This is a genomic window from Caulobacter sp. 602-1 (genome assembly GCF_003931565.1).
Classification (GTDB): Bacteria; Pseudomonadota; Alphaproteobacteria; order Caulobacterales; family Caulobacteraceae; genus Caulobacter.
This window is the reverse complement of the sequence record NZ_RRYI01000005.1, coordinates 268,276-290,971: the sequence shown is the minus strand read 5'-3', so window position 1 is coordinate 290,971 and position 22,696 is coordinate 268,276. Positions and strand designations below refer to the sequence as shown.

The 22,696-nt window shown below is 65.5% G+C and carries 21 protein-coding genes; 2 read left to right on the top strand and 19 right to left on the bottom strand.

Going from position 1 to position 22,696, the window contains the following annotated elements:
* Positions 1–3: 3 nt before the first annotated feature.
* The 19 genes from EIK80_RS16790 to EIK80_RS16700 all read right to left on the bottom strand — a co-directional run bounded on the left by EIK80_RS16790 (position 4) and on the right by EIK80_RS16700 (position 20,908).
* Positions 4–261, bottom strand: coding sequence for a VirB3 family type IV secretion system protein (locus EIK80_RS16790; RefSeq protein WP_125158151.1), 258 nt, complete (start codon positions 259–261; stop codon positions 4–6).
* Positions 261–617 (bottom strand): TrbC/VirB2 family protein, encoded by a 357-nt coding sequence (locus EIK80_RS16785; protein WP_125158284.1) that lies wholly within the window; start codon positions 615–617, stop codon positions 261–263. Before EIK80_RS16785 ends, EIK80_RS16790 begins: the two co-directional genes overlap by 1 nt.
* Before the next feature lie 110 nt (positions 618–727).
* Positions 728–1,636 (bottom strand): P-type conjugative transfer ATPase TrbB, encoded by a 909-nt coding sequence (gene trbB / locus EIK80_RS16780; RefSeq protein ID WP_125158283.1) that lies wholly within the window; start codon positions 1,634–1,636, stop codon positions 728–730.
* Between the two features lie 408 nt (positions 1,637–2,044).
* Positions 2,045–2,986, bottom strand: coding sequence for a phospholipase D family protein (locus tag EIK80_RS16775; protein ID WP_125158150.1), 942 nt, complete (start codon positions 2,984–2,986; stop codon positions 2,045–2,047).
* A 9-nt stretch (positions 2,987–2,995) separates the two neighbouring features.
* Positions 2,996–4,786 (bottom strand): ATP-binding protein, encoded by a 1,791-nt coding sequence (locus EIK80_RS16770; RefSeq protein WP_158624711.1) that lies wholly within the window; start codon positions 4,784–4,786, stop codon positions 2,996–2,998.
* Positions 4,787–4,790: 4 nt separating this feature from the next.
* Positions 4,791–6,407: a DEAD/DEAH box helicase gene (locus EIK80_RS16765; RefSeq protein WP_125158148.1), complete on the bottom strand. Its 1,617-nt coding sequence runs from the start codon at positions 6,405–6,407 to the stop codon at positions 4,791–4,793.
* 81 nt (positions 6,408–6,488) lie between these two features.
* Entirely contained in the window at positions 6,489–7,325 is an 837-nt protein-coding gene (locus EIK80_RS16760) for a phosphoadenosine phosphosulfate reductase family protein (RefSeq protein ID WP_125158147.1), read from the bottom strand.
* Positions 7,325–10,657: an ATP-binding protein gene (locus tag EIK80_RS16755; RefSeq protein ID WP_125158146.1), complete on the bottom strand. Its 3,333-nt coding sequence runs from the start codon at positions 10,655–10,657 to the stop codon at positions 7,325–7,327. The genes EIK80_RS16760 and EIK80_RS16755 overlap by 1 nt, the downstream gene beginning before the upstream one ends.
* Complete coding sequence (locus tag EIK80_RS16750; RefSeq protein ID WP_125158145.1) at positions 10,654–11,580, bottom strand: DUF4007 family protein; 927 nt, start codon at positions 11,578–11,580, stop codon at positions 10,654–10,656. The genes EIK80_RS16755 and EIK80_RS16750 overlap by 4 nt, the downstream gene beginning before the upstream one ends.
* Complete coding sequence (locus EIK80_RS16745; RefSeq protein WP_158624710.1) at positions 11,561–12,766, bottom strand: cysteine desulfurase family protein; 1,206 nt, start codon at positions 12,764–12,766, stop codon at positions 11,561–11,563. The genes EIK80_RS16750 and EIK80_RS16745 overlap by 20 nt, the downstream gene beginning before the upstream one ends.
* A 278-nt stretch (positions 12,767–13,044) precedes the next feature.
* Positions 13,045–13,470, bottom strand: coding sequence for a ribbon-helix-helix protein, CopG family (locus tag EIK80_RS16740; RefSeq protein WP_125158143.1), 426 nt, complete (start codon positions 13,468–13,470; stop codon positions 13,045–13,047).
* Between the two features lie 10 nt (positions 13,471–13,480).
* The gene (locus EIK80_RS16735; RefSeq protein WP_125158142.1) at positions 13,481–15,433 is read right to left on the bottom strand and encodes a conjugal transfer protein TraG; all 1,953 of its coding nucleotides are present in this window, start codon (positions 15,431–15,433) and stop codon (positions 13,481–13,483) included.
* Between the two features lie 16 nt (positions 15,434–15,449).
* On the bottom strand, positions 15,450–17,174 hold the full coding sequence (locus EIK80_RS16730; RefSeq protein ID WP_125158141.1) for a DUF3363 domain-containing protein: 1,725 nt from the start codon (positions 17,172–17,174) through the stop codon (positions 15,450–15,452).
* Positions 17,175–17,408: 234 nt separating this feature from the next.
* Positions 17,409–18,230 carry a lytic transglycosylase domain-containing protein gene (locus EIK80_RS16725; RefSeq protein ID WP_233586735.1) on the bottom strand — a complete coding sequence of 274 codons (822 nt, stop codon included), beginning with the start codon at positions 18,228–18,230 and terminating at the stop codon, positions 17,409–17,411.
* On the bottom strand, positions 18,227–18,709 hold the full coding sequence (locus EIK80_RS16720; protein WP_233586733.1) for a S26 family signal peptidase: 483 nt from the start codon (positions 18,707–18,709) through the stop codon (positions 18,227–18,229). The genes EIK80_RS16725 and EIK80_RS16720 overlap by 4 nt, the downstream gene beginning before the upstream one ends.
* 32 nt (positions 18,710–18,741) lie before the next feature.
* Positions 18,742–19,212 carry a DUF2840 domain-containing protein gene (locus EIK80_RS16715; protein ID WP_125158139.1) on the bottom strand — a complete coding sequence of 157 codons (471 nt, stop codon included), beginning with the start codon at positions 19,210–19,212 and terminating at the stop codon, positions 18,742–18,744.
* Positions 19,209–19,496 (bottom strand): helix-turn-helix domain-containing protein, encoded by a 288-nt coding sequence (locus EIK80_RS16710; RefSeq protein WP_125158138.1) that lies wholly within the window; start codon positions 19,494–19,496, stop codon positions 19,209–19,211. Before EIK80_RS16710 ends, EIK80_RS16715 begins: the two co-directional genes overlap by 4 nt.
* A 129-nt stretch (positions 19,497–19,625) precedes the next feature.
* A complete protein-coding gene (locus EIK80_RS26710; protein ID WP_255414597.1) occupies positions 19,626–20,390 on the bottom strand; it encodes a DUF2285 domain-containing protein in 765 nt (254 codons plus the stop codon).
* A gap of 179 nt (positions 20,391–20,569) precedes the next feature.
* Positions 20,570–20,908 (bottom strand): helix-turn-helix domain-containing protein, encoded by a 339-nt coding sequence (locus EIK80_RS16700; protein WP_125158137.1) that lies wholly within the window; start codon positions 20,906–20,908, stop codon positions 20,570–20,572.
* A gap of 154 nt (positions 20,909–21,062) precedes the next feature.
* Here EIK80_RS16700 and EIK80_RS16695 point away from each other — a divergent pair, with 154 nt between their 5' ends.
* Together EIK80_RS16695 and EIK80_RS16690 are read left to right on the top strand one after the other, a co-directional pair.
* On the top strand, positions 21,063–21,569 hold the full coding sequence (locus EIK80_RS16695; RefSeq protein WP_158624709.1) for an RNA polymerase sigma factor: 507 nt from the start codon (positions 21,063–21,065) through the stop codon (positions 21,567–21,569).
* Between the two features lie 14 nt (positions 21,570–21,583).
* The gene (locus EIK80_RS16690) at positions 21,584–22,582 is read left to right on the top strand and encodes a FecR family protein (RefSeq protein ID WP_125158135.1); all 999 of its coding nucleotides are present in this window, start codon (positions 21,584–21,586) and stop codon (positions 22,580–22,582) included.
* The last annotated feature ends 114 nt before the right edge of the window (positions 22,583–22,696 follow it).

The window sequence follows — 22,696 nt, the reverse complement described above, 5'->3', positions numbered from 1 at the left end:
CGCTTAGACCTCCAGCCGGGCCGGCAGGCGCACATGTCGGCGGCCGACATCGAAGATCTGCGGGTCACGCCGCGCGGCCCAGACCGCCAGGCCGTGGCCGACCAGCCAGACGGCGATCCCGACCAGCCACAGCCGCAAGCCCAACCCCAAGGCCGCGGCCAAGGTGCCGTTGACCAGGGCGATCCCGCGCGGCGCACCGGCCAGCAGCATGGTCTCGGTGAGGGCCCGGTGAACGGGCGCGGCGTACCCCGAGGCGGCCATCAGACCAGCGCTCCGCCGCCGAACGAGAAGAACGACAGGAAGAAGCTGGAGGCGGCGAAGGCGATCGACAGGCCAAAGACGATCTGGATCAGTTTGCGCGCGCCGCCGGAGCTGTCGCCGAACGCCAGGGACAGGCCCGTGACGATGATGATGATCACCGCGATGATCTTGGCGACCGGGCCTTCGATCGACTCCAGGATCCGCTGCAGCGGTTCTTCCCAGGGCATGGACGAGCCGGCCGCGTGGGCCTGAGCCGCGCACAGCAGCGCCGCGCCGGTCAGGCCAGCCCCAACGCCACGCAGCGCAGCCCGCGACAGCAGGCGGCGCAGGTCTCGCGCCAGGTCGCGGCCGAACATCCAGGCGCGCAGGGTCGATGGCCGCGGCCCATGGGCGCGCGGCAGGGCAAGGCTCGTGAACACGAGACCGTCTCCTTCAAGTTTTCAGGGGGATGTTGGGGGTTAGAGGCTCAGAGCGGACTGAGCTGGTAGGCCCCGTCAGGGCCCAGGCCCGAGAGGCGCGAAAGGTCGGTCAGCCTTCGCTGTCGACCGCGTCCGGAGAGGACGGCGACGATGTCGATGGTCTCGGCGATCAGGGCGCGCGGCACGGTGACCACGGCTTCCTGGATCAGCTGCTCCAGGCGCAGGAGCGCACCCAGGGCCGAGCCCGCGTGCAGGGTGCCGACGCCCCCGGGATGACCCGTGCCCCAGGCCTTGATCAGGTCCAGGGCCTCGGGGCCGCGCACCTCGCCGATAATGATGCGGTCGGGGCGAAGACGCAGGGACGAGCGCACCAGCTCGCCCAGGGTCGCTACGCCCTCCCCGGTTTTCAGGGACACGAGGTTCCGGGCCGCGCACTGCAGCTCACCCACGTCCTCGATCATCACCACCCGGTCCCCGCCGGCGGCGATCTCGGCCAATAGGGCGTTGACCAGGGTGGTCTTGCCGCTCGAGGTCGGCCCCACCACCAGGATATTCATCCGGTCGCGCACCGCCGCGGCCAGCCGGTCGGCCTCCCCCGCGCTCATCACGCCGCCAGCGACATAGTCCGCCAGGGGAAACACGCGGCTGGCGGGCTTGCGGAGGGCGAAGGTCGGCCCCGCCGCCAGCGGCGGCATCAGGCCCTCCATCCGCTCGCCCGTGCCCGGCAACTCGGCCGACAGGCGCGGCCGCCCGGCATGGATCTCGGCGCCGACATGGTGGGCGACGAGGCGCAGGATCCGCTCGCCATCTGCAGCCGACAGCACCAGCCCCGCGTCCACCAGGCCGCCCGCGAAGCGGTCGACCCAGACCCGGCCGTCGGGATTGAGCATCACCTCGGCGACGCCGGGATCCTCGAGCCGCGCCAGCAACAAGGGCCCCAGGGCGGTGCGCAGCATCTTGCGGCTGCGCGAGAGTTCGACATCAGGCTGGGAGGGGTCCACGGTCGTCTCCGCTGCTTACGGAGACGACTAAAAGGACTGCGTTCAGGCCGATCTCAACAGCCAAATCGTCCGATCGTACACTGGCGTAGAGAGGCAGGCGGTCGGCGGCTTCGCGCCAATTGCCGCCTCCAGAACCTGGACGTCGGTCAATCATGCACAACGGCTGAGGTATCGCCACGACCGGCCGCGTGATTGGACGGCCCAGTCTTCGCGCGAAGCAGTGTATAGGGGGAAGCGTAACGCCGTGCGATAGATCTGGGTCGCAAGCCGCCGTAGGTGTTCCCAACAGCGATTGGACTTGTTTGCGGCCGCTACTGAGCCTCTCAGCTGACCAACAGCTTCGGCGCCAGAACAACAGGCCCCCTACGACCTGCGTAGCCTCAGCACTTCCGAATAGGTGCCAGGAACGTCAACCTCGAACCGATCGGGTGAGAAGTATGTAAGCCAGCGAATGAGCGTTTGCCCGGCCGACTGACGCCCCTCGTGGCTGGCCTCTGGTAGGATGGTTCGCAGCCAATCGGTCAGGGCGCCAAAACGCTGTGGCGCGACAAGGAAAGCTTCGAGCGACGCGACAAGCGGCGACGCCAGCAACACGGCCCGAACATGGGCGTCGAATGCCGCCTCCCCGGCCTCAAGCGGCGGCGTTAGCGCGACGAGATCCTGTAGGGCTGGTTCACCAGAAGCCGCCTTCAGCATCCAATCGTCATCGACCGCCAAGGCATAAAGCCGATCTGGTGATCGGAACGACGGGAACCAGGATTGTTTCTGGATCGCGCCGCCCTCGCCCTGAGCATCAGGCGGTGTCACCGCCTCCCGTGGCAACCTTGCGCCGAGAGCCTCCGCCTCGGCGCGCAGGGTCTCTGCCTCCGCTCTTGTCGCTAGCCGACTTCGCCCCTCGAGTTCGGCAAGAAAGAGCCGCGCCGTGCCGGGCGCGACCCTGGTCGCCTGCAAAACTTCGAAATTTGGCTTTGCCGAGAGGCCGAGCGCTGCGGCGGTGATGTTGGCAGATCCGAGCAAAGCCGCCGCGCCGTCGACAAGGAAGACCTTGGCGTGAAGTTCATCGCAGAGATGAAGCTCCGCGCCGGCGTGGGCCTCAACGAAATCCAGCACCGCAAGGTCGCTGACACCTACGGCCACCTCATCGACACGCCAGCGCGTGAAGGTGCGCACCCTAACCCCGGGGCGGACGGCGTCGAGCAAGCGCTGGAAGGCCGTCGCCTTGATGAACGGCGCCACAAGCACCACTTCGCGCTTCGCTGTCGAAAGGTGCTCACAGAGCCGTTGATCAAGGTCATGCCAGAACACGGACGAGCGCTACTCGTCGGCTTCGCGCAAGAAGTCCCGCGCGATCCGCCCCCATTCGCCGCGGATATCCTCAAGCTCGATCTTGCGTTCGCCAGAGGCCTCATCTTCCATCCGCGCCCAAGCGGTGAGGAGAAGCTTCAGCCCTTGCAGCGCCGGGCTCTCAGGGGTGTCGGCCTCGCCCTCGCGCAGAAGCTCAAAGAGGTGAGCATGGGCGGGGTGCTTGGTATTGATCGTGATAATGATCACGCCGGCCTTTGACGTGACGTCAAAGACGGCAAAGCCTGGGAAGTCAGCATGGCGGAAGAGGAATTTGATCTTCCGTTTGACGTAGCTAACCGCGATTTCGCGCGCTTTGGCTGGATCGAGGCCCTCTTGCTCGATCTCGCCGGTCAAAACATCGGCGCGCTCGTCATCGGGCTTGTTCTCGTCCTTGTCGCTGGCGCCGGTGGCGCCGAGCTTCTCCTGCCGACGGCGCAGAGCGCGCGTGGCGATATCTTCGGCGGTAGAGCCGTCCTCGCCTTGCGCGGCCCTCTCGATCCGCTCGCCCTCGCGCATCCGCGCGATCTGGTCGCGCATAGTCTCAAGCAGCTTATCGATCGCCTTGCTGATCTCGTACATCGGCAGACGAGGATCATTGTCGAGCCTGAGCTGTTCTTGATAGTCGGCAAGGCTCATACCGTGGGCTGCGGCGTCATCGTCGATGTCTAGACGATGGAAGCCCGTCGCGGATTGCTTGTTGTTCGAAACGCCAAACACCTCATCGAGCGCCGGCGTGAAGGCCACCTCCACGCCCCACCAACGTTCGCGCGGATCGTAGGAGTTCTCAAAGGAGCGATTGAGCTCAAGCTCGCGATCGGCGCGCACGACGGACACGCCCTGATTTTTCTTCGCGAACGAGCCAATGCTCGAGCTACCGCCCCTTTTCCGGGTCTCCACCTTACAGATCGAAGCGGCGATCGTGACGATGTGGCTTTGGCCGCCATATCCGACCTCAAGCTCTTGGGGCTCTCCGAAGGGCTCGAACGCGGGCGTATCATCGTAGGGCGCTGGCGCGCTCGTGCCCGTCATCAACATCAGCGGATCGTTCGGCCGAACGAAGTCGTCGCTGACGCTGTTGAAGCGCCCGCCGCTGATCTCTTCATACGCGGCCAGGCGAATGGTCGCTTTTTTTGTATTGATGAAGTAGCGGTAGATACGTCCAATCATCAATTCAGCGTTGCGAAGCAGAGCCGTGCTCTGCTTCCACTTCATCAAGTCCAGCTGCGTCCAGATAACAAGGGTGCCGCTCTCGCCCTGATCACCGCTGATCAGACACAGCCATTCAGGAGGCAGCACCGACGCCTGCGGCTCAGGCACGTCGACCAAGCGGCCTTCCTGTATATCGTCAACGTCGAGATAGCTGTGCCAGGTCTCTCCGTCACGCCAGGTATAGACGTCCACGCGACGCGCCTGGGAAATCGAAGAGTTGGGCAAGCCCATCCCGAACTTCCCAATGCCCTTTTGGTCGTCTTCCTCAAGGTGGTTGCCAACGCCAAACTGCAGCGCCCGGCGTAGCGTTTCCTTGTCCATGCCACAGGCGTTGTCATAGACGGCCAAACGGTCTAGCCGGCGCCGGCCTCCGGGGCTGTCATAGCCTGCTTTGTCGACGCAGATGACCTCAACGGAGACCGGCCGTGAAAGCTTTTCGCCGGCCTGGATCGAGTTATCGATGAGCTCGGCAATGGCGTAGGCGCTGTCCTTGTAGCCCGAGCTGCGCATCGCCTTGATGGACAGCTTTTGCGGAATAATCGCGAAGCTCAACCTCTTACTCCCCCTCCCAAATATCATCCCAGAACGCGAACCCATCAGCGAGACTTCTAAAACCTGGCGCTTGATCGACGACCGTAAGAACCCGGCAGGTGTCGTTACCACCGGCGCGTTTGCCGCGAGCGGCCCGACCGATCATTTGACTGTAAAGCGAGACCGAAGTTGTCGGTCTTGCGATGAAGGCAACATTGGTCTTAGGGGCGTCAAATCCGGTCGTGAGCACACCGTAGTTACACAGAACGTCGATCTCGTCGGTCTCACGATAGCGCTGAATAACCTGCCGACGCCGTTCCTTCGGCGTGCTGGAGGTCACCGCCGCGGCGGCGACACCGCGAAGGCGCAACACACTGGCCAGCAGACTGGCGTGCTCCACCGACATCGCAAAAAGGATGATCTTGCCCCCGTTTGCGACCTCGGCCTCGACGGCCTGGAGGATAAGCAGATTGCGAGCGTCGTCCGCGGCGAGCTGCTCGATGACGCGCAGCGGAAGATCAAACCCCTCGCCGATGCGAGCGGCTTCAACGTCGGTAAGGGTCACATCGCCCTTGGGCTCGAAAGGAAGTCGAATGAACTCGGTTTTGGCCAAATAACCTTCCGCCGTCAGATACTCGACCGGATTGCTATAGCCGTCGATTTCCAACTTCACCTTCTGGCGGTTGAAAAACGCTGCCAGCTTGAGATCCGCGCCAACGTCCTTCAACGAGCGTCCAGGCGTAGCCGAAAGGCCAAGGACGCCCGTGGCGGGCCGACGTTGAAGCAGGTTGATCAGGTGCGAATAGGTCGGCGCGGTGGCCTGATGAGCCTCATCCATGACGATGAGTTTCACCCGGCCGGCAAGATCAAGAATTTCCCCCTGCCGCGCCAGGCTATCTTTGTAGAGCAGCTGCAGGCTTGCGACGATAAACCCGTCCTTGACCGTTTCAAACCGCCCGATCCGATGGTCGCCATAGTGGCGATAGACCGTGAACGGACGCGGCCCCAAAGCCGTCCAAGCCTTGACGGCTTCGTCAAAGGCCTGATCGCAAAGCTCCTCAGAATGAGCGAGCCAAACCACCACCTGTCCATCCGGCAGTTCGCGAAGAAGGTCCACGATCGTGGTCATCGCCGTGCGGGTCTTGCCAGCGCCGGTTGGCATGTGGAGCAGCACGCGCGCATTACGCGGCTTTAGCTTTTCTCGGACCGCGAGCGAGGCCCGCCGCTGGTGAGCAAACAGCGTGTAGGGCGAGGTCACCGTCGCTAGAGGGATTTTCTCCTCTGCGTCGTCGACCTCGAAGGCCACGCCGAAAAAGGCATGCAGCGTCGCGAGCTGACCTTGGGAGCGATCGAAATCAACGCGTGAGAGCGCCTCAAACGGATCCATGGCTGGCAGGCCAAGGATTTCGCGAAGTTGCTCGGCCTCCTCGCCCTTCAACGAGTCTAGCGTCAAAGCACGAACATCGCGCGCTCCAAGGGCGGCGCTTGCGCCTAGACGTTCAACAACGATGGTCGCCAAGGTGTGGGCGTTGAGCGCCTTGACCTCAAGCCGCTCGAGGAGATCAACCGCGCTCTTGCCCGCTAAGCCATAGAGGGGCTCAACGCCGGCGCGGGCCAAAGTCTCGATCAGACGCTTGGACACCCTTCCCCCGCTGCTGCGCGCTCAACCCACCGTGGCGCCTTGAGCTTAGCTATAGGCGGTTCGCGGCTGGCCGCAACACGGTTATTTGTGGCAAATCACGCAGCCAGCCGCAGCTTCATCAATACCATAAAGCTCGTCAATGCTCGGGGCTAGGTCGCCCGCGAGCGGATTGACGGGGCGACGGGCCAGAAGCCGAGCGCGGCGCGCTTCGTATTCCTGTTCGATTTCCGCCACACGCTTAGGCTGCGCGAGATCATCAAGGCTCTCGCCTTGGCTCCAGGTGAACGGCGAGCCGTGGCTAAGAGCTGTCTTTTCGTAACCCTTGGCTTCTTCAAAGGCGTCAGGGTGTTCACGCGACAGCCGCACCCACTCGATCTTCTGTTGGAAGAAACAGAAGGTGCAGCCCGACCGCGAGCGCCAGCTATAGTATTCCGGTTCGCCCACGCCAGCGCTGTCGAGCATCTCGAGCACGCCTTGCCGGTCGATGCCGGCCTCACGCAGCGGCAGATGTACGCGCATGTTCTCGTGAGTGGACTGATAGCCCTCGCGGTGCGGTTCGTCCGAGCGGATCGCGACGTAGGAATTGACGATCACCCCGTCGTCCAGGTCCTTGCGTAGCCACAGCTCAAGCGGACGCAACTTCAGTTGACGCGTGCACCAGCGCGTGCGCGGCGACGGCAGGAAGTGGTTGTATTCACGCAGCCAGAACTCGAAATCACGATCTGGATTGAGGCGGGTGATGGGCTTGCCCAGGAACCCCTCGAGCCGATCTAGGAACCGGTAGACCTCGTCGAGCTCCTTACCGGTGTCGGTGAAGAAATACTCCAGATCAAGCTCAGGCTGCGTCTCGCGCATATAGACCGCGAGGGCGGCGCTATCGCGCCCGCCAGAGATTCCGAGGATATGGCGCTCCTGCATCACGCGGCCTCACTGACGGTCGAAGAGAGCATCTCAAGCACGCGGGCCACAGCGGCGTATTCGATCGCCGACGGGCTTTTGCGATCCTTCATGGCGGCAAAGAGCTGCTCGGCCAATTGATCGGCCTGCCGGCGCTCCTTTTCCGTCACTTCGAAGGCGTGGAACAAAGGTTGGGTCTTAGGATCAAGTCCGACCATCAGCGAGATCGCCTGCGCGGTCGGATCGCGCCCCTTGATCGCGGCGAGCGCCTCGGCTTCGCGGAACTTGCGAGTAAGCTTGGCCAGCTCAAACCGGGCCTGCTGCTGTTCGCGGTCGGTCCAAGAGCGAGCAGGCTTATGGACCAGAAGGCTGGCGAGGCCTTCAACATCGCCCTCCCCGCTCTCGAACGCGCCGGCGCGCATGGCGAAGGCGTCAAAGCGCAGGTCGGCGGTCACGCCCGAGACCGTCACGGAACGCAGGCCAAGACCCTCGAACGTCTCAGGGTCGACACCCAGTTGCTCAGCGAGCGTAACGCGAAGATCGCTCAGCATGGCCTGGAACGCCGCTTCGCTTTCGGCCAGGGCGGCATGCACCACCACCGCCGGATCGGCCTCATCCTTCAGCACGTCCATCAGATCGGTGAAGAGCAACGCTTCGGGATCAGACGCCTTGAGCACGATGTCGCGAACGCGACGCGCCACTAAGCTTAGCGATTGCGTGCGCTGAGCCCATGCAGGCAGCGACTTGAACCGCTGGAAGAGACGCGAGGCCACCGGCAGCGCTTCAGCCTCAAGCGCTTCTTCGTTGTTGCTCAACAGGTGCGCCAGCGCATTGATGAAGGCTGCATCGCGCCGCGACCTTTGGATGCGCTTAAATTCGATATGCCCAGGATCTTGCAGCAGACGGTCGACAAAGATCTCGTCGAGTTGCGGCTGAAAGACTCCCTCCACATAGACCGCCACCGACGCGCGATGCGCTAGCAAATAGGCTAGCGACAAGACCGGCATGACCCCGCGCTTCACCCCATAGGGCGGCTTAGCCCAAAGACGGAAAAGCTCATCGAGCCGAAGCGACTTGGCGCCGGCGGCAACGGCCCAAGTGGGCCGAAGGCTATCGCCAAGTTCGGTGTCTTCGGGGTCGCAGAACCGGAAAGCGCCCTCAGCGGTCTGGCGGTGCAGCCCAAAGGGCTTAAGGACCGTCAGATAGAGGCCGCGCTCGGCGGGGTATCCTTCCATGCCAAGATCGGCCTGGCCGCCATGGCTCACCATTGCGTAGGCCAGCGCGCGAAGGGCGGCCATGGCGCTCGTCGACGGGCGATCGCGGTAGAGCAGTTCGCTGTGCACGACGGGTGCCTGAGCAAAGGTCGCGCTGGCCACAAACGAGGCGATCGACGCCAGCGGACTGCCGTCCAAACCCTTCATCTTGGCGTCATTGCTAAACCAACTGGCCGCGCCAAAGGCGGACAGAAGCTCGCGACGCACGGCATCGGCGACCTGGCTGCGCCGAGCGGCAAGCTCGCGACGGGCGATCCGGTCGCCCTCCAATTGCGGATGAGCCGCCTCAAGCCGATCGATGGCGTAGAGGTCGGCGGCATGCTCGCGCAGCATGACCACGGACTTGGCGGCGCCGACCGCGGCGATGACGCCTTTGCGCTCAAGCGCTGCAGACAACGCCTTGGCTGCCTTGCCAGGATCCACGTCGAACGAGGTGCCGTCCGGCAGCAGCATCACTAAAAGTCCGGTGGCCTTACGCTTGCCGCGCGAGAGCCGATCGGCGCAGGTCTGGGCCCAGCCCTGCACGTCCCCCGACACATCTTCCCCCAGCTGCAGAACAACGTCGAAGGTCCGCAAAGCGCCGGTCTCAACGTAGTGTCGTTTGGCCGCTACCGAGCCGATTTGCAGCCTGGCGGGCAGATCAGCGAGCGCGACGGCGTCGAGGCGGTCACGATGGTTGGTGATGGCCTCATCAAGATCAAAGTCACTGCCCGCAAACAGCGCATAGCCGCCCAACCGCGGCTGGCGGATCAGCACAGCCCGCTCGACGAGCTCGGCGATAGCCGCCTCGGTGTCAGCCTCAGTGGCCGCCGGGGCGCAGAGGGAGAGGATGTCGTCGGCGACGGCTAGACCCGAGCCATTGCGGAAGAACTCGATTAACGCCGCCGATTTGGCGAGCTTGGCGTGAAGGGCGCCGCGCAGACCCGCCCTTTCGACCGCTTCCATAGCCAGTGAAAGGCGCGCGCCATCCGACCCCACCGCCAGAGCCGAGCCGAAATTGGCGACGAGGTAGTCCCAGAGTTGGTCAGGGCCAAACCAAGGGTCGACGTCGTCCAAATCGGTGGCCGCCAAGTGCGCCTGGAAGCCGTGAGGTTCCGCCGAGGACAGGAAGCCAAAAACGCTGCGCTCATTCTGAGCGAACCGTTGCCGCGACACTGGCCCTAGCAAGAGGCTCGTGACCGGATGCAGCGGCCATGCCTCCGTCAACACCTGCCCAAGCGTCTCGGCGTCGATAGCCTTGCGCTGAGCCACGGCATCGGCCGTCGCTTTAGCCAAGGTCGCGGCCCACTTAGGGCGCTTTGGTGACTTGATCGCCTGAGCGATTAGAGCCGCGACTTCGTCAGCCTGAGCGACGAACGGGATGTTGAGATAGCGGCCCTGGACCTTGGCCCACTCATCGCGCGCCGACTTGCCGAGCTTTCCGGCATACTGCTCGAACGATTGGTGCAAAAGACCGACCACCACGAGCCGGCCTTTGGAGCGCGAGGCCCGCTCAGCCAAGTCCTGCAGCAAATGAACATCGCCGCCTTCGGCGACCGAATACTCCAGGAACTTGCCAAGTTCGTCGATCAGCAAGAGCACGCCGTCACGCGACAGGGACTCGGCTTCAAGCTTGGCCAATAGATTCCGGTCATCGGCGCTAGCCTTTGCGACCTCGGCCTTGTTCCATCCAAAAGTTACCGCGCCGGCTTCGGCAATCTCCTGCCGCAGCTCCGCCCGCCGCCCGGTGAGCGCCAAGACCGCCCAGCCCTTCTCGCTTTCGGGGAAGGCTTGGGCGAATTGCTCGGTCAGCTCCGGGCCCGCCAGCTCCGCCGCTAGCGCGCGCTGCTCTTCGGCGCCCGCCACGAGATTGGCCACAAGGAGGGCGGCGCACGACTTGCCGCCGCCGTAAGGCCCCGTCCATGTAAAAGCCGCCTGCCCCGACTCCGTCAGGCCATCGGTCATGGTCTCGAGCGCGCGGCGCACGCTCGGCTGCATGACATAGCCCACCAGCGGCGGCGTGCCTTGCAGATCAGCGTCGATGCGGGCGGAGCGCGCAAAGCGGCGCTCTACACGGACTACATCCTGAAGCCGGGTCATGCCGCAGCCTTTCGCGAAACGTTGTAGGCCTGCTCCAGCAGACGGGCTTCATTCGGCGCGCGAACCCGCGCGACCTGGCGAAGACCGGCCGTGTCGCTCCAGATCAAGGCGCCGTCAGTGACCCGATCCATGCGCGTCAGACGCTCAAGGACGCTGTCCTCATCGAGTTTGAAGATCCGCCCGGGCGAGCCTGGCGCGTAGCTCGCCTGCTCCACCGAGATCGTCGGCGAATTCTGGTGCCAGCGACGCCAAAAGCGCCAAAGCGTCAGCGCAAAGACACCGTCGGTGAGATTGGGCTTAGGTCCGCGAACAAATTCAAATTGTCCGGCGAGACGGGATTCGCGGATCAGACCAAGCTCGGCGAGCAGCGGCTCGGCGGCGTCCTCGCCGCCATCGCCGCGCGCAGCATAGCTGCGTACAAAAACCTCCACGTCGCGCCGCAGCGTATCGGCCGAAATACGCAGACCGGGGCGATCACGCACCGACTCCATGACGCCCTGCACAACCATGTCGCGGTCGAAGGTCGCCTGGTTAAGGCCATTGAACGCGTAGAACCACGTAGTCGCTAGCTCGGGCTTGCCGGCGATAGCGGCATGAACCAACCATAGCGTCGAGGGCTCTTCCAGATAGGGATCAAAGCCCGTCTCCAGATCGAACACCCGTCGCGCCCAATCGGTCGGCGTCAGCATCCCATCTTCGTCACGCAAAACATCCGCTGCGAGCGCCCAATGGCGGATCGAGATCGCCATGTTCCGCCCTACGCCGAACCGAGCGATCGCTTCCTGTTCCTGAAATGTTCCCCTCGCCGCGGGCACCAAAGCACAAGCGTCATACGCCTTTCGAAGCCAAAGGATTCGAAGCGGAAACGTCTCGTGACCGGCAAACTGCAGACGGACGTCGGAATCAGTGAGTATGGACCTCATGAGCACATCCTACTGGATCGCTCACCCAGTGGCAACCGGAAACACCCATCACCGCAGTTGCAATCTCCCCCGCGGCAAAATGAATATCATCAAGCGTTGTGTAACGATCAATATAAACTCGAATAACCGACCGCGCCTGCCCATCAGACATACTCATAGCTTTAAGCACATGAGAAACCGTTATTTGCCCCGCCGAGCAGGCTGAGCCGGTCGATAGGCAGATCGTGCTGGCAAGCCTCCCAACAACCTCGTCCGCATCTACCGACGGAAATCGTAAACTGAGACTTCCCGGAAGCCGCGGGGCATCGATGGCGTTCTGATGCAGCCGCACCTGACGCGCCGCGAGTCCCGCCAGCAGCTCCGTCGCAAGAACTTGTTGCCGCTGGCTCACCTCAGCCATATCGCGAGTCGCCACCGCCGACGCCGCGCCAAAGCCAACGAGCAGCGGAGCAGGCAAGGTGCCCGGCCTCAACCCCCGCTCCTGCCCCCCGCCAAACACCAGCGGACGCGGCTTCAAGTCGGCAAGACCAGACACAAACAGCGCCCCGACACCCATGGGACCGTACAGCTTGTGCGCTGACAGGCTTGCATAGTCGAGATCAAGGGCGGCGACATCGACCGGAGACTTCCCGGCCAGCTGAGCAAGGTCGCTATGGATCATCGCGCCCTTGGCATGAACAAGACGGGCAGCCTGCGCCAGAGGCTGGATCGTACCCACCTCGTTATTGGCGCCCATGAGTGAGACAAGCAGCGTCCGCTCATCGACCAGGGCCTCAAGCGCCGCGAGATCAACAACGCCATCGGTCGTCACTGGCGCCAAGGCGACTTCAAAGCCTCGGTTAGCCAGCTCTTCAAGGGCGGCTAGAACGCTCTTGTGCTCAATCGCCGAGGCAATGACCTTGTTGCGGCCACTGCCTGACCGTCGCGCGGCTTCTGCGACACCCAAAATGGCCAGATTGTTGGCTTCCGTGGCGCCAGAGGTGAAAACGATCTCTTGCGGTTGCGCCCCGATGAGCCGCGCCACCTCTTCACGCGCAAGCTCTATTGCCGCAGCAACCGCCTGCCCTCGCGCGTGCGGCGACTGAGCATTTCCAGCCCGAGCGGTCCAATAAGGCGCCATTGCGTCGGCAGCCTCGTCGGCCAGTGGCGTTGTGGCGTGTCCATCAAGGTAGACAATGCGATTCACAGGCGACTCCGCTGCTACGTCCTTCAACCGTAACACATCCGTCCGCAAATCGGAACACAACGGGAACAAACCTGTTCGACTCCGATCGTGCCCTGATTCTCAATGCGCAGCTCTGCGTCACCTAGCCTAGGCCTAGGCCTTAACCGCAGCGCTGCACATATGCGGCCAGTCTCGCTGTCGCCAGAAGCGAGCGCAACGTCGCGGCACCCGCAGCGCCCACCTCCGCCCCGCCGGCAGTGAGTCCCCCTAAATTCCACGCGCGGTGCGCAGGCTTTGGCTCAAGCGCCACGCCATGCCCCACCTGTCGGCCGATCAGCCGCGACATGGTCCCTAAGAAGCTTTCCCTCGCTTAGTACTCGCCCCAAAGCCTCTGTGAAACGCCCGTAGCGCTCTCGGCCAATGTCTACTGAAGCCTGGTCGTCGTTGCCCGCGACTGACGGTGTGTTCCTCAGCCAGGTTCGGACGAACAGCGCGACCGCCTCGTTCGAGATCGTGACGTCACGCTCAAGCCGTTCCAGCTGCCGGCTCATTCGATCTAGGCGCCGCGTCATCGCCGCCTCAGTCGCCTCAGCTCCGTCGGGCGACAAGTAGCTGGCCAGCGCCGCCACCATGATCTCGGACTTCGATCGGCGCATCCGCCGCGCCGCCTCGTCCAATGCGCGGGCGACATCGCCCGGCAGGAACACCTTGGCCTGGACCTTCATGACGCGACCTTCACAGCGCGATACCGTCGTCAGGGTCGAGGACGGCCTGCCGGGCCACGGCCTTGAACCGGCGCTGGAGATCCGCGGCCTGTTGGGCGTCATCGCCCTCCCCGTCCAGCTCAAGATCCAATTCGGGTTCCGGCCGTTGTAAAGGCTCGCGGTCGACCCCTTCCAGCTCCGGCTCGATGCGATGCCCACCCTCATCAGCTGTCCCGGCCGAGGCTGGCCCGCCGCCATCAGCCGCGACGACCGAACTCCAGTCGTCCGGCGGTCCGGCCAGGCGCGTCGCGCTCGACGGCGGCGAGCCCACCCGAGCAGCAAGGCGCGGGTCGACATAGTACCGCACCTTCAGCGCACGGATCGGCGCGGCGCCCGAGATCTGGATCACCTCCTCGTCGGGCGGCAACTGCATGACCTCGCCCGGCGTCAGAAGCGGCCGGGCAGTCTCCTGGCGGCTGACCATCAGGTGGCCAAGCCAGGGCGATAACCGGTGCCCGGCGTAGTTCTTCATCGCTCTTAGCTCGGTGGCGGTCCCCAGGCTGTCGCTGATCCGGCGTGCAGTCCGCTCGTCGTTGGTCGAGAACGCGACGCGGACGTGGCAATTGTCGAGGATGGCGTTGTTGGCGCCGTAGGCGGCCTCGATCTGGTTCAAGCTCTGCACAATCAGGAAGGCCTTCATCCGGTAGCCGGCCATGAAGGCCAGCGCCTGCTCGAAGAACTCCAGCCGACCGAGCGCCCGGAACTCGTCCAGCATCCAGAGCAGGCGCCGGCGTCCCTGAGCAGCCTCCAGCCCCTCGGTGAGCCGCCGGCCGATCTGGTTGAGGATCAGCCGCATCAGCGGCTTGGTGCGGCTTATGTCGGACGGCGGCACCACCAGATAGAGACTGACAGGCCGGTTCGCGTCGACGAGATCGGCGATGCGCCAGTCGCAGCGGCGGGTGACCTGGGCGACCACCGGATCGCGGTAGAGCCCCAGGAAGCTCATCGCCGTGGACAGCACGCCTGACCGCTCGTTGTCGCTCTTGTTCAGCAGCTCGCGCGCGGCGCTGGCGACGACGGGGTGGACCCGGTCACCTAGGTGCCGCGTGCTCATCATGGCCCGTAGGGTCGCCTCGATCGTCCGCTGCGGATCGGCCAGGAAGTTGGCCACGCCGGCCAGGGTTTTGTCGGCTTCCGCGTAGAGTACGTGGAGGATCACGCCGACCAACAAGCTGTGGCTGGTCTTCTCCCAATGGTTTCGGCGCTCCAGGGCCCCTTCGGGGTCCACCAGGATATCGGCGATGTTCTGGACGTCGCGGACCTCGGTGTCGCCGCGCCGTACCTCCAGGAGCGGGTTGTAGGCGCAGCTCGTCGGATCCGTCGGATCGAACCGCAGGACATGGCCGATCCTGGCGCGGCAGGCCGCCGTCAGAGTCCAGTTCTCGCCCTTGATATCATGGACGACGACCGAGCCCGGCCAGGTCAGCAGGGTCGGCACGACCAGGCCCACGCCCTTGCCCGAGCGGGTCGGCGCAAAGCACAGCACATGCTCGGGCCCATCGTGGCGCAGGTAGTGGTCGGCGAACCGGCCGAGCATCACGCCCTGGTCGCTGAGCAGTCCGGCGGCGCGAATTTCGCCCAGTTCCGCCCAGCGGGCCGAGCCGTAGGTGGTCACCTTCTTGGCCTCGCGCGCGCGCCAGATCGACATGGCCATCGCCACGCCGACGGCGACCAGCGCGCCGGCTGCGGCGATGAACGCGCCGCGCACAAACACCGACGGCGCATAGGCGTCGTAGATGAACCACCAGACGAAGAAGGCCGGCGGCGGATAGATCGGCCAGTCGCCGAGCCTGAACCAGGGCGGGCCAAGCTTCGGCTGATACGCCAGTTGCCAGGCCGTCCACTGGGTCGCGCCCCACACGCCGGCCAGGGCCAGCAAGGCTACGACCAGGATCTGGCCCCACAGGATCTTTGTTCCGCTCATGGGAACGACATGCTCCTTAAAGCCCGATCCCCCGCTTGCGACCCAGCACCCAATCGACCCCGCCGCCTGGAGTAATGGTCCCCTTCACCTCCTGGCCCAGCCTGGCGTCGAGCGCCCGGGTCCAAGGCACGAGCTGAAAGCCCAAGCCATCGTCGATCATCGCGAACCGGCCCGACGCTAGATCCAAGCGGCGCGCATAGGCGCCGCGCACGGCGTCCCCCGTCTCGAGCTCCGTCCGGACCGCGCCGGTCTCGGCCCGCAGATTCCCGGCGATGCGGTCCAGCTCCCGCCGGCGCAGGGTCGCGACTAGGTCGCGGACCGGAAGAAGACGACCGCCCTGACGCTGGGCTAGGCCCTGCGTTTCGAGATAGGCGCGCCGCCGATCAACCGCGTCGCTCAGCTCGGCGCCGAAACCGGCCGGCGCCAACGGCTGGGGCGTGCGCGAGACCATCTGCCGATCCAGCCAGGTCGCGCCGTCGGCATTGATCTGAGCCTCGATCGTCAGGTCGGAGCGATGGACCAGCTCCAGCCGTGGCGGGCTGCTCTCGACGGTGCGCGTCCGGACCTCGACCAGGCCGCCGATCGGCGTGTCACCGGTCTGGGCCAGATCGCTGAACTTGAAGTGATGCAATCGTCCGTCGGCGCCGTCGACGACGACATAGGCCTGGCCGGCGAGTTCGTCATGCAGGCCGCGGTCCGCCAACCTGCCGAACACCGGCTCTCCAACCTGGTCGCCCTGGATGACGAGGGCGGCAGGATCTCGCCCTGGCGCCATGGCGGCGTGCAGCGTCTTGATGATGTCACCCCGCTCGGCCAGGCCTCGCAGCCGAGACTCGAGGTCTCTCGCCAGGCGCCAACGACCAGAACCGACCGCCTCGGCTAGGCTCAATCCCTCCAGAGCCTGGGCTCGCCCGACCAGACGGAGGTCCGCCGGTGTCCGCCCACGCGCGGCGGGACGCAGATCAACAACGCCTTCGCCAAGGTCGCTCTGCTCCCGCAGCCGCCGATCAAGGCTGGTCCAGCGCTGGGCGGACACCTCCTTGTCCAGGCTGGCGGCGATCTCGCGTTCGGATCGCGGCCCCAGTTCCAAAGAGACCAGATCCATGGCCCGCTGGCGCATGCCACGGCCGATGTAGTCGCCGCTGATGACGAGGTCGCGGCCGTCGTCGGCGACGCCGCGCACCAGGACATGGACGTGAGGATTGTCGGTGTTCCAGTGGTCGACGGCGACCCAGTCCAGACGCGTGTGCAGGTCGCGTTCGACCTGGGCCATCAGGTCCCGAGTCGTGGCCCGCAGGTCCTGGAGCTGCTGGGCGTCTTCCGGGGAGACGATGAAGCGGAAGTGATGGCGATCGTCCTCGCATCGTGCGGCGAAGGCTTGGTGGTCCGTCAAACCTTCGTGGTCGAACACCTCGCCCGGCCGGCCATCGCGGTTGACGCCCTCGCGCCGCAGATAGCGCAAGTGCTGGGATAGTGGCGCGGCGCGGAACCGAGCACCCTGATGCCGGATGATCCTGGACTTGATGACGACCTGACGAGACGCCACCCGGGACGGAGCCCGGCCGCCGCCGCGTCCGGGGCGCGGTCCCATTCGTCGCGGGCCAAGATCAAGCGCTCCGCCACCGGCCCGGCGCGCGGCCTTCATGACTTCGGACACGAAGCTGCGGCCCTTGCGGACGCCGCCGGCGCCGTCGTTGCCGATCCGGCCCAGGCGGGGCTCAAACCTGTCGTCAGAGGTCATGCTGGCCTCCGGCGACGAAGGTCCCGGTCAAGCGACTGAAAGGACGGCGGAATACGACCAGCACGGCCCGCGTCGAACCCGATGGTCCCGGAAATTTCGCAACACCATCAACACCCTGGAGCCAAAGGGTCCCGATGCTTTTATCTTGCCGTCGTCCCCGCCAACCTCTGACAGCCTCCTTCCCGCCGTTCGCGTACTCTTTCACGGGCTCGAGAAGGTGCAGTGGGGAGAAGGTCACGGCCGTCCTTCTCCACCTGACGACACGAAGATCGAACGCTCGCCCGCCTCGCCACCGCCACCTCCGACGAACACGGCCGACGCTCGCCAGTCGGCTCGCGCCATCGTCTCGACCGGAACCTGGGAAGATAATCGCTGGCGCACGGAGGCTACATAGGCCAGCGTTTCGCGCGGCAGAGACGCGGCGCCGTCGAGATGGCGCTTATATCGCCCGGGACCGGCGTTATAGGCGGCGAGATAGCCGGGCGAACCGAAGCGATCGTAGAGAGCCCGCAGGTACCCTGCGCCGGCCAAGACATTGTCCCGCATCTCGAACGGATCATCGCCCAGCCCTAACTCGGCGCGCATCTCGCTCCAGGTCGCGGGCATGAGCTGCATCAGCCCCATTGCCCCCTTAGGCGAAAGAGCGTCGGGCCGGCCGTCGCTTTCCGCCATGACCACTGCCCAGATCAGCTGGGTGGACAGGCCAAACCGGGCCGAGGCCTCGGCGATCGCTAGATCGATCTGCCGCTCGACCTGAGCGACTGGCGCGGCTTCGGCGTGCCGCGAAACCATCAGGTCCGCGCTCGCGGCCGCAATAATAAAGAGAAAGGCGGTCGCGCGCACGGCGCGCGGCTTTCCATGCCAAGTCCCGCCGTTGACGAGTTTGCGGCCGGGCTCGCCGACCTCAAGGGCGAGGCGCTGGACGCGCCGGCCTGTCGGCCGCCCTTGACCTCGGCTCCGCGCGTCCGCCGACGTGATCTTGTCCGGGACGAGGAAAGGTCCGGCAGATCGGCCATACAAGGAAAGGCGGTGAAGAAGGTGCAGACGTAGGGTCATCGCCCTGTCCTCCCGACCCAGAGCGGCGTCGCCCGGCCTATCACCGTCTTGCCGGCCAGCGGACCGAAGTAGCGGCCATCGAAGCTGCGCGGCGCGTCGGCGTTGAGCAGGAAGACCTCGCCCGGCCCCAGACGCTGGCAGCGCTCGAGGGGCTGAAGCGTCCTACCCCAGTGGTCACGGTTCCGCGCCATGGCGGCGGGACGACCGTCGATTGTGATACGCCCTCCCCGGCCACAGACGGTCTGGCCGTCGCCGGCTGCCAGGCGCTTGAGCAGCGGCACGTTGCCGGGAAGATAGCCGCGCCGGGCCATCCAGGTCGCCAGAGCTGGTGGCGGCTGTACGACAACCCAATCGCCAATCTTAGGCGGCCGTTCGTCTACTAGATAAAAGCCTATGGGGGCGCTGGCCGTGGCGTTGAACAGCAGGCGCGGCGCGGGCTTCAGCAACGGCGGAGCCGCCAGCAGCACGCAGCTAGCCATCACAGCGCCAATGACCGGCGCGCGGCCGGCGCTCACAGCCCCATTCCCTGGCGCAACCGCCATGCCCGGTGACGCATCCGATTGTATGTCCGGGGCGCGAGACCGACCAAGATCCGGCTGTGGACATGACGCCAATGGTCCGGCGCGGCGTCCTCCGGCCGCACGCCGGTCAGCTCGACCGTATCGATCGCGGCGAGTACGGCCTGCACCTTGGGCCAGCCGGCGATGTCCAGAAGCAACTCCGCGCCCGGTGCAACCAGGGGCACGGTGGTGAAGGCCGCGCGCGGGCCGACGGCGCGCATGATCGTGATCCTGGACTCCACGGTGCCGTAGTCGCCGCTGCGCCAGCGAACGAAGGCGAACACCGCGCCCGGCGCGAAGCCGACGATGCGACGACGGCGGTCGATCAGCCGCTCACCGGACAAGCGACCAAATCGGATCCACCGCTCGATCTGCCCCTCCAGCCACAGCAGTTCGACCTGCGTATCGTCCGGGCCAATCATCGGCCGCCGTCCGACTTGGCGTAGGCCGGCGAGATGGCGGCGTGCCGCTTGGCCGGCCGCACCTCGTCGGCGGTGATCTCGCTGGTCGAGGTGCGCGCGCCCCGCGCCGTCCAGGCCTCAAGATCAACGAGGGTGTAGATCACCCGCCCACCGATCTTGCGATAGGTCGGCCCTGTCCCGTAGGTCCGGTGCTTCTCCAGGGTGCGCGTCGAGAGGCTCAAAAAGCGCGCGGCTTCGGGCGTGGTCAGATGCCGGGGCGGCATGACCGATGTCGGCTGAGACATGGGTGGGTTCCGGGTGCTGCCGGCGCGGCCTGGCGTGGCCCCGTCGTGACCCGGTCACCTTGGCGAACCAGCGGCGGCTCCAGGGATGGCGAAGACCGGGGGTGCCGCTTTCGCCACCCCGAGGGCCCGCTAGAGGCCCAGCCGGAGAAGCTTGAGATAGCCGCCGCGCATGAGGCCCTTGCCGGTCCGCACCAGGCGGATGGTCACGTCCCTGACCGAGGCGGTGCGCCAGTCCTCCCGCTCGAGCGCCTCGGCGCCGAAGATCGTCCGGGCGATGTCGCGATAGCTGTCCTCGCGCAGCGCCCCATCGAGCGCCACCAGGCTGCGGGCCAGGCGCGTGCGCTGGGCGGACGTCAGACGCGAACGCGGCTGCCCACGCCCCGTCGCCATGCGCTGCAAGGCCTCGACGGCGCGCACCCGCAGGCCAAAGTCCTGGTCGAAGCTCAGCACGACCAGCACGGGCCCGTCGGGCCGCGCCTCACCCCGGAGCAGCAGTTGAAGGCCGGCCGCCAGCCGCAGGTGCAGCCCGTCTTCGTCCCGTCGCGGACGCCCCGGAACCTGCGGCGCCCGCGCCGGACGCCCCTGCCCTGCCGCGTCAGCGATCATCCGAATGACGAGGCCCGGCGCGACATCCTCCCGCCAGAAGACCTCCGCCCGCGCGGCCGGCAGCGCCGGATCGACTGGAAATCGCAGACCCCAGCGGTCGCTCAGGCGGGCCTCCCCTGCCCCATCCGGTGTCCCACCGCGCGCGAACTCGGCGCGATAATCGGGATTTCGGCGCAAGAATTCCCAGGCGAAGCCGGGTACCGTAAGCCGGCAGAGCGACGGCCAGCCGCCATCGCCCCCGCCGCCCGGCGGCCCATCCGGTCCCGATCGGGCAAGCGGCGCGGCCATGCGGCCATGGCGCCAGAAGCCTTCCACCAACTCATAGCTGAGCCGTGGAAATCAACCCTGCTGCGCCAGGTAGCGGCGCCGTTCGTCATCTTACGGATAATCTTCTGCCGATCTTTCGCCGATCGACCGTGCGTTTCAGCCCAAAAGCCCGCGCGCTCCTGCGTAGCTCTACGTCAGCCTCAAGCTTTCCGGCTAAGCGCCAAGGTGAGCAACTTGTCCGCCCATTCGATGTCTTCGTCGCTCAAACCTGCGAGTCGATCGAGGACACGTGGCAACGGATCACTCCTACGAGCTTTTGCTGCGAACTCGCCAGATCCGAAGAAGTCACGAGCATCGACTTCGAGCACTTTGGCGAAGCTTTCGAGCGTATCGAAGCTCGGCGCTGCCTGACCCCGCTCGATCCGTCCGATCGTCTCCAGCGCTTTGCCGACGCGATCAGCAAGTTCGGCCTGAGTGAGACCGGCGCGCTCGCGATGATGGCGAACCATCGCTCCTACCTGCCGGCGCAACGTCGACATCGACCTGCTCACTCCAAACTTCGGGAGCAGGGAATGTCCGGCAGCGCCACAGCCGACCTAAGGACACAGAAATGCACATTTACATGAAATATGACTTTTAATGTCACATATTCCATAGGATTCTGTGGGGCAATCCTAGGTTGGGATCCTTACCGTGGACGGTTCTGCCCCGCCCGCCGCGTCCTCGGCGGACATCACCGCATCGCTCGACTCGCTGTTCCGGCGCTACGATCGCTGGCTGCGCGGCGCCCTCCGCCGGCGCTATGGCCGCGAATTGGCGGACGAGGTCGCACAGGAAACATACCTGCGCGCCGCGCCCTACGATGTCGCCGGCGAAGTGCGTCACCCCAAGGCTTTCCTGATGCGGATCGCCGACAACCTGGCGCGAGACCGGCTGCGTCGCCAGCGCCTGGAGACCGCGGTGAACGGCGATCCCGCCGCCGTGCCATCCGAACCGCTGGCCCCGTCGCAGGACCAGATGGTCACCCTCAAGCAGATCGTGCTGGCCCTACCGCCAGAGTTGCGCGATGTTTTCCTCCTGAACCATATCCAGGGTCTGACCTATCAGGAGATCGCGACGTTGCGGAATATCCCCGTAACGACCGTCCACCACCGGATGCGCAGGGCCCTGGCGCTCACTGCATCGGCAATGCGCGGCTAAGGCGGAAGCTCGTCATGCTCGAAGATCGACAAGGAGCGCGGGTCGAGCGCGAGGCGGCTGACTGGTTTTCGCGCCTCAGCCAAACCCGCGTCGAGAACGAGGACCTGACCGCCTTTGCCGAGTGGCGTCGCGATCCGCTGAATCTCGCCGCCTACAATCGGATCGAGGACATCAGCCGCGCCGTGCGCGGCCTGGTGGATGACCCCGAAATCATGGCGGCGACGCGCGAAGCGCGCGCCCGCCCGCCTGAGCGGCGCGACAGATGGGCCTTTCCGCGGCTCAAGCCGAGGGCGTGGGGTCCCGTGCTCGGTCTGGCCGGCGTCGTCGCCGCGTCGTTCATTGGATGGCTGGCCCTCACCGCCCCCACCTATTCCACGGGCGTGGGCGAGCAGCTGAACGCGCGGCTCGACGACGGCTCGCGGGTGCGGCTCAACACCGACACCCGGCTGCGGGTGCGCTTCACGGGCGACGTGCGCCGCGTCGAACTCCTGCGCGGCCAGGCCTTCTTCGAGGTGGCCCATGACACCCGGCGTCCGTTCATCGTCGCGGCCGGCGCCACCCAGGTCCGCGCCGTCGGCACAAAGTTCGACGTGCGCCGCGACCCCGGCGACGTGCGCGTCACGCTGGCCGAAGGCAAGGTGGCCGTCCATGACGGCTCCGCCGGCGGCAAGGACTGGATGCTCGCCCCCGGTCAGTCGCTCGACCTCGGCGCGCGCGCCAAATTGACCCGCCCCACCGCCGTGGACGTGCCGGCGACCACCGCCTGGACGACGGGCTATGTGGCGTTCCAGGACGTATCGCTGGCCGACGCCGTGACCGAGATCAATCGCTACACGCGCCAGAAGATCATCCTGGGCGCCGGGGTTCCCGCGGACCGCCGGGTCAGCGGCGTCTTCCCCACCGGCGATACCGGGGACTTCGTCGCCGCCGTCACCAAGCTCTATGGCCTGAAGGCCAGTCCACGATTGGGTGGCGGCCTCGAGCTCAGCACCGCCCGCGGGCCCGCCGCCTGACGTCATAAATTTTTCACAGGGTCACTACCAAGGGATGCCATCCCCCGCGTCTCACCCCCATAGCCACGACGGTTCCAGCCCTTCCTTCGAAGCGCCCGTCGTCGCAGGGGGAAA

What these genes read in the sequence shown, in the direction of transcription:
- EIK80_RS16790 (WP_125158151.1), bottom strand. Translation starts at nt 261, where the DNA reads ATGGCCGCCTCGGGGTACGCCGCGCCCGTTCACCGGGCCCTCACCGAG.
- EIK80_RS16785 (WP_125158284.1), bottom strand. Translation starts at nt 617, where the DNA reads ATGTTCGGCCGCGACCTGGCGCGAGACCTGCGCCGCCTGCTGTCGCGG.
- trbB (WP_125158283.1), bottom strand. Translation starts at nt 1,636, where the DNA reads ATGCTGCGCACCGCCCTGGGGCCCTTGTTGCTGGCGCGGCTCGAGGAT.
- EIK80_RS16760 (WP_125158147.1), bottom strand. Translation starts at nt 7,325, where the DNA reads ATGCAGGAGCGCCATATCCTCGGAATCTCTGGCGGGCGCGATAGCGCC.
- EIK80_RS16755 (WP_125158146.1), bottom strand. Translation starts at nt 10,657, where the DNA reads ATGACCCGGCTTCAGGATGTAGTCCGTGTAGAGCGCCGCTTTGCGCGC.
- EIK80_RS16750 (WP_125158145.1), bottom strand. Translation starts at nt 11,580, where the DNA reads ATGAGGTCCATACTCACTGATTCCGACGTCCGTCTGCAGTTTGCCGGT.
- EIK80_RS16740 (WP_125158143.1), bottom strand. Translation starts at nt 13,470, where the DNA reads ATGAAGGTCCAGGCCAAGGTGTTCCTGCCGGGCGATGTCGCCCGCGCA.
- EIK80_RS16735 (WP_125158142.1), bottom strand. Translation starts at nt 15,433, where the DNA reads ATGAGCGGAACAAAGATCCTGTGGGGCCAGATCCTGGTCGTAGCCTTG.
- EIK80_RS16730 (WP_125158141.1), bottom strand. Translation starts at nt 17,174, where the DNA reads ATGACCTCTGACGACAGGTTTGAGCCCCGCCTGGGCCGGATCGGCAAC.
- EIK80_RS16725 (WP_233586735.1), bottom strand. Translation starts at nt 18,230, where the DNA reads ATGACCCTACGTCTGCACCTTCTTCACCGCCTTTCCTTGTATGGCCGA.
- EIK80_RS16720 (WP_233586733.1), bottom strand. Translation starts at nt 18,709, where the DNA reads ATGGCTAGCTGCGTGCTGCTGGCGGCTCCGCCGTTGCTGAAGCCCGCG.
- EIK80_RS16715 (WP_125158139.1), bottom strand. Translation starts at nt 19,212, where the DNA reads ATGATTGGCCCGGACGATACGCAGGTCGAACTGCTGTGGCTGGAGGGG.
- EIK80_RS16710 (WP_125158138.1), bottom strand. Translation starts at nt 19,496, where the DNA reads ATGTCTCAGCCGACATCGGTCATGCCGCCCCGGCATCTGACCACGCCC.
- EIK80_RS26710 (WP_255414597.1), bottom strand. Translation starts at nt 20,390, where the DNA reads ATGGCCGCGCCGCTTGCCCGATCGGGACCGGATGGGCCGCCGGGCGGC.
- EIK80_RS16700 (WP_125158137.1), bottom strand. Translation starts at nt 20,908, where the DNA reads ATGTCGACGTTGCGCCGGCAGGTAGGAGCGATGGTTCGCCATCATCGC.
- EIK80_RS16690 (WP_125158135.1), top strand. Translation starts at nt 21,584, where the DNA reads ATGCTCGAAGATCGACAAGGAGCGCGGGTCGAGCGCGAGGCGGCTGAC.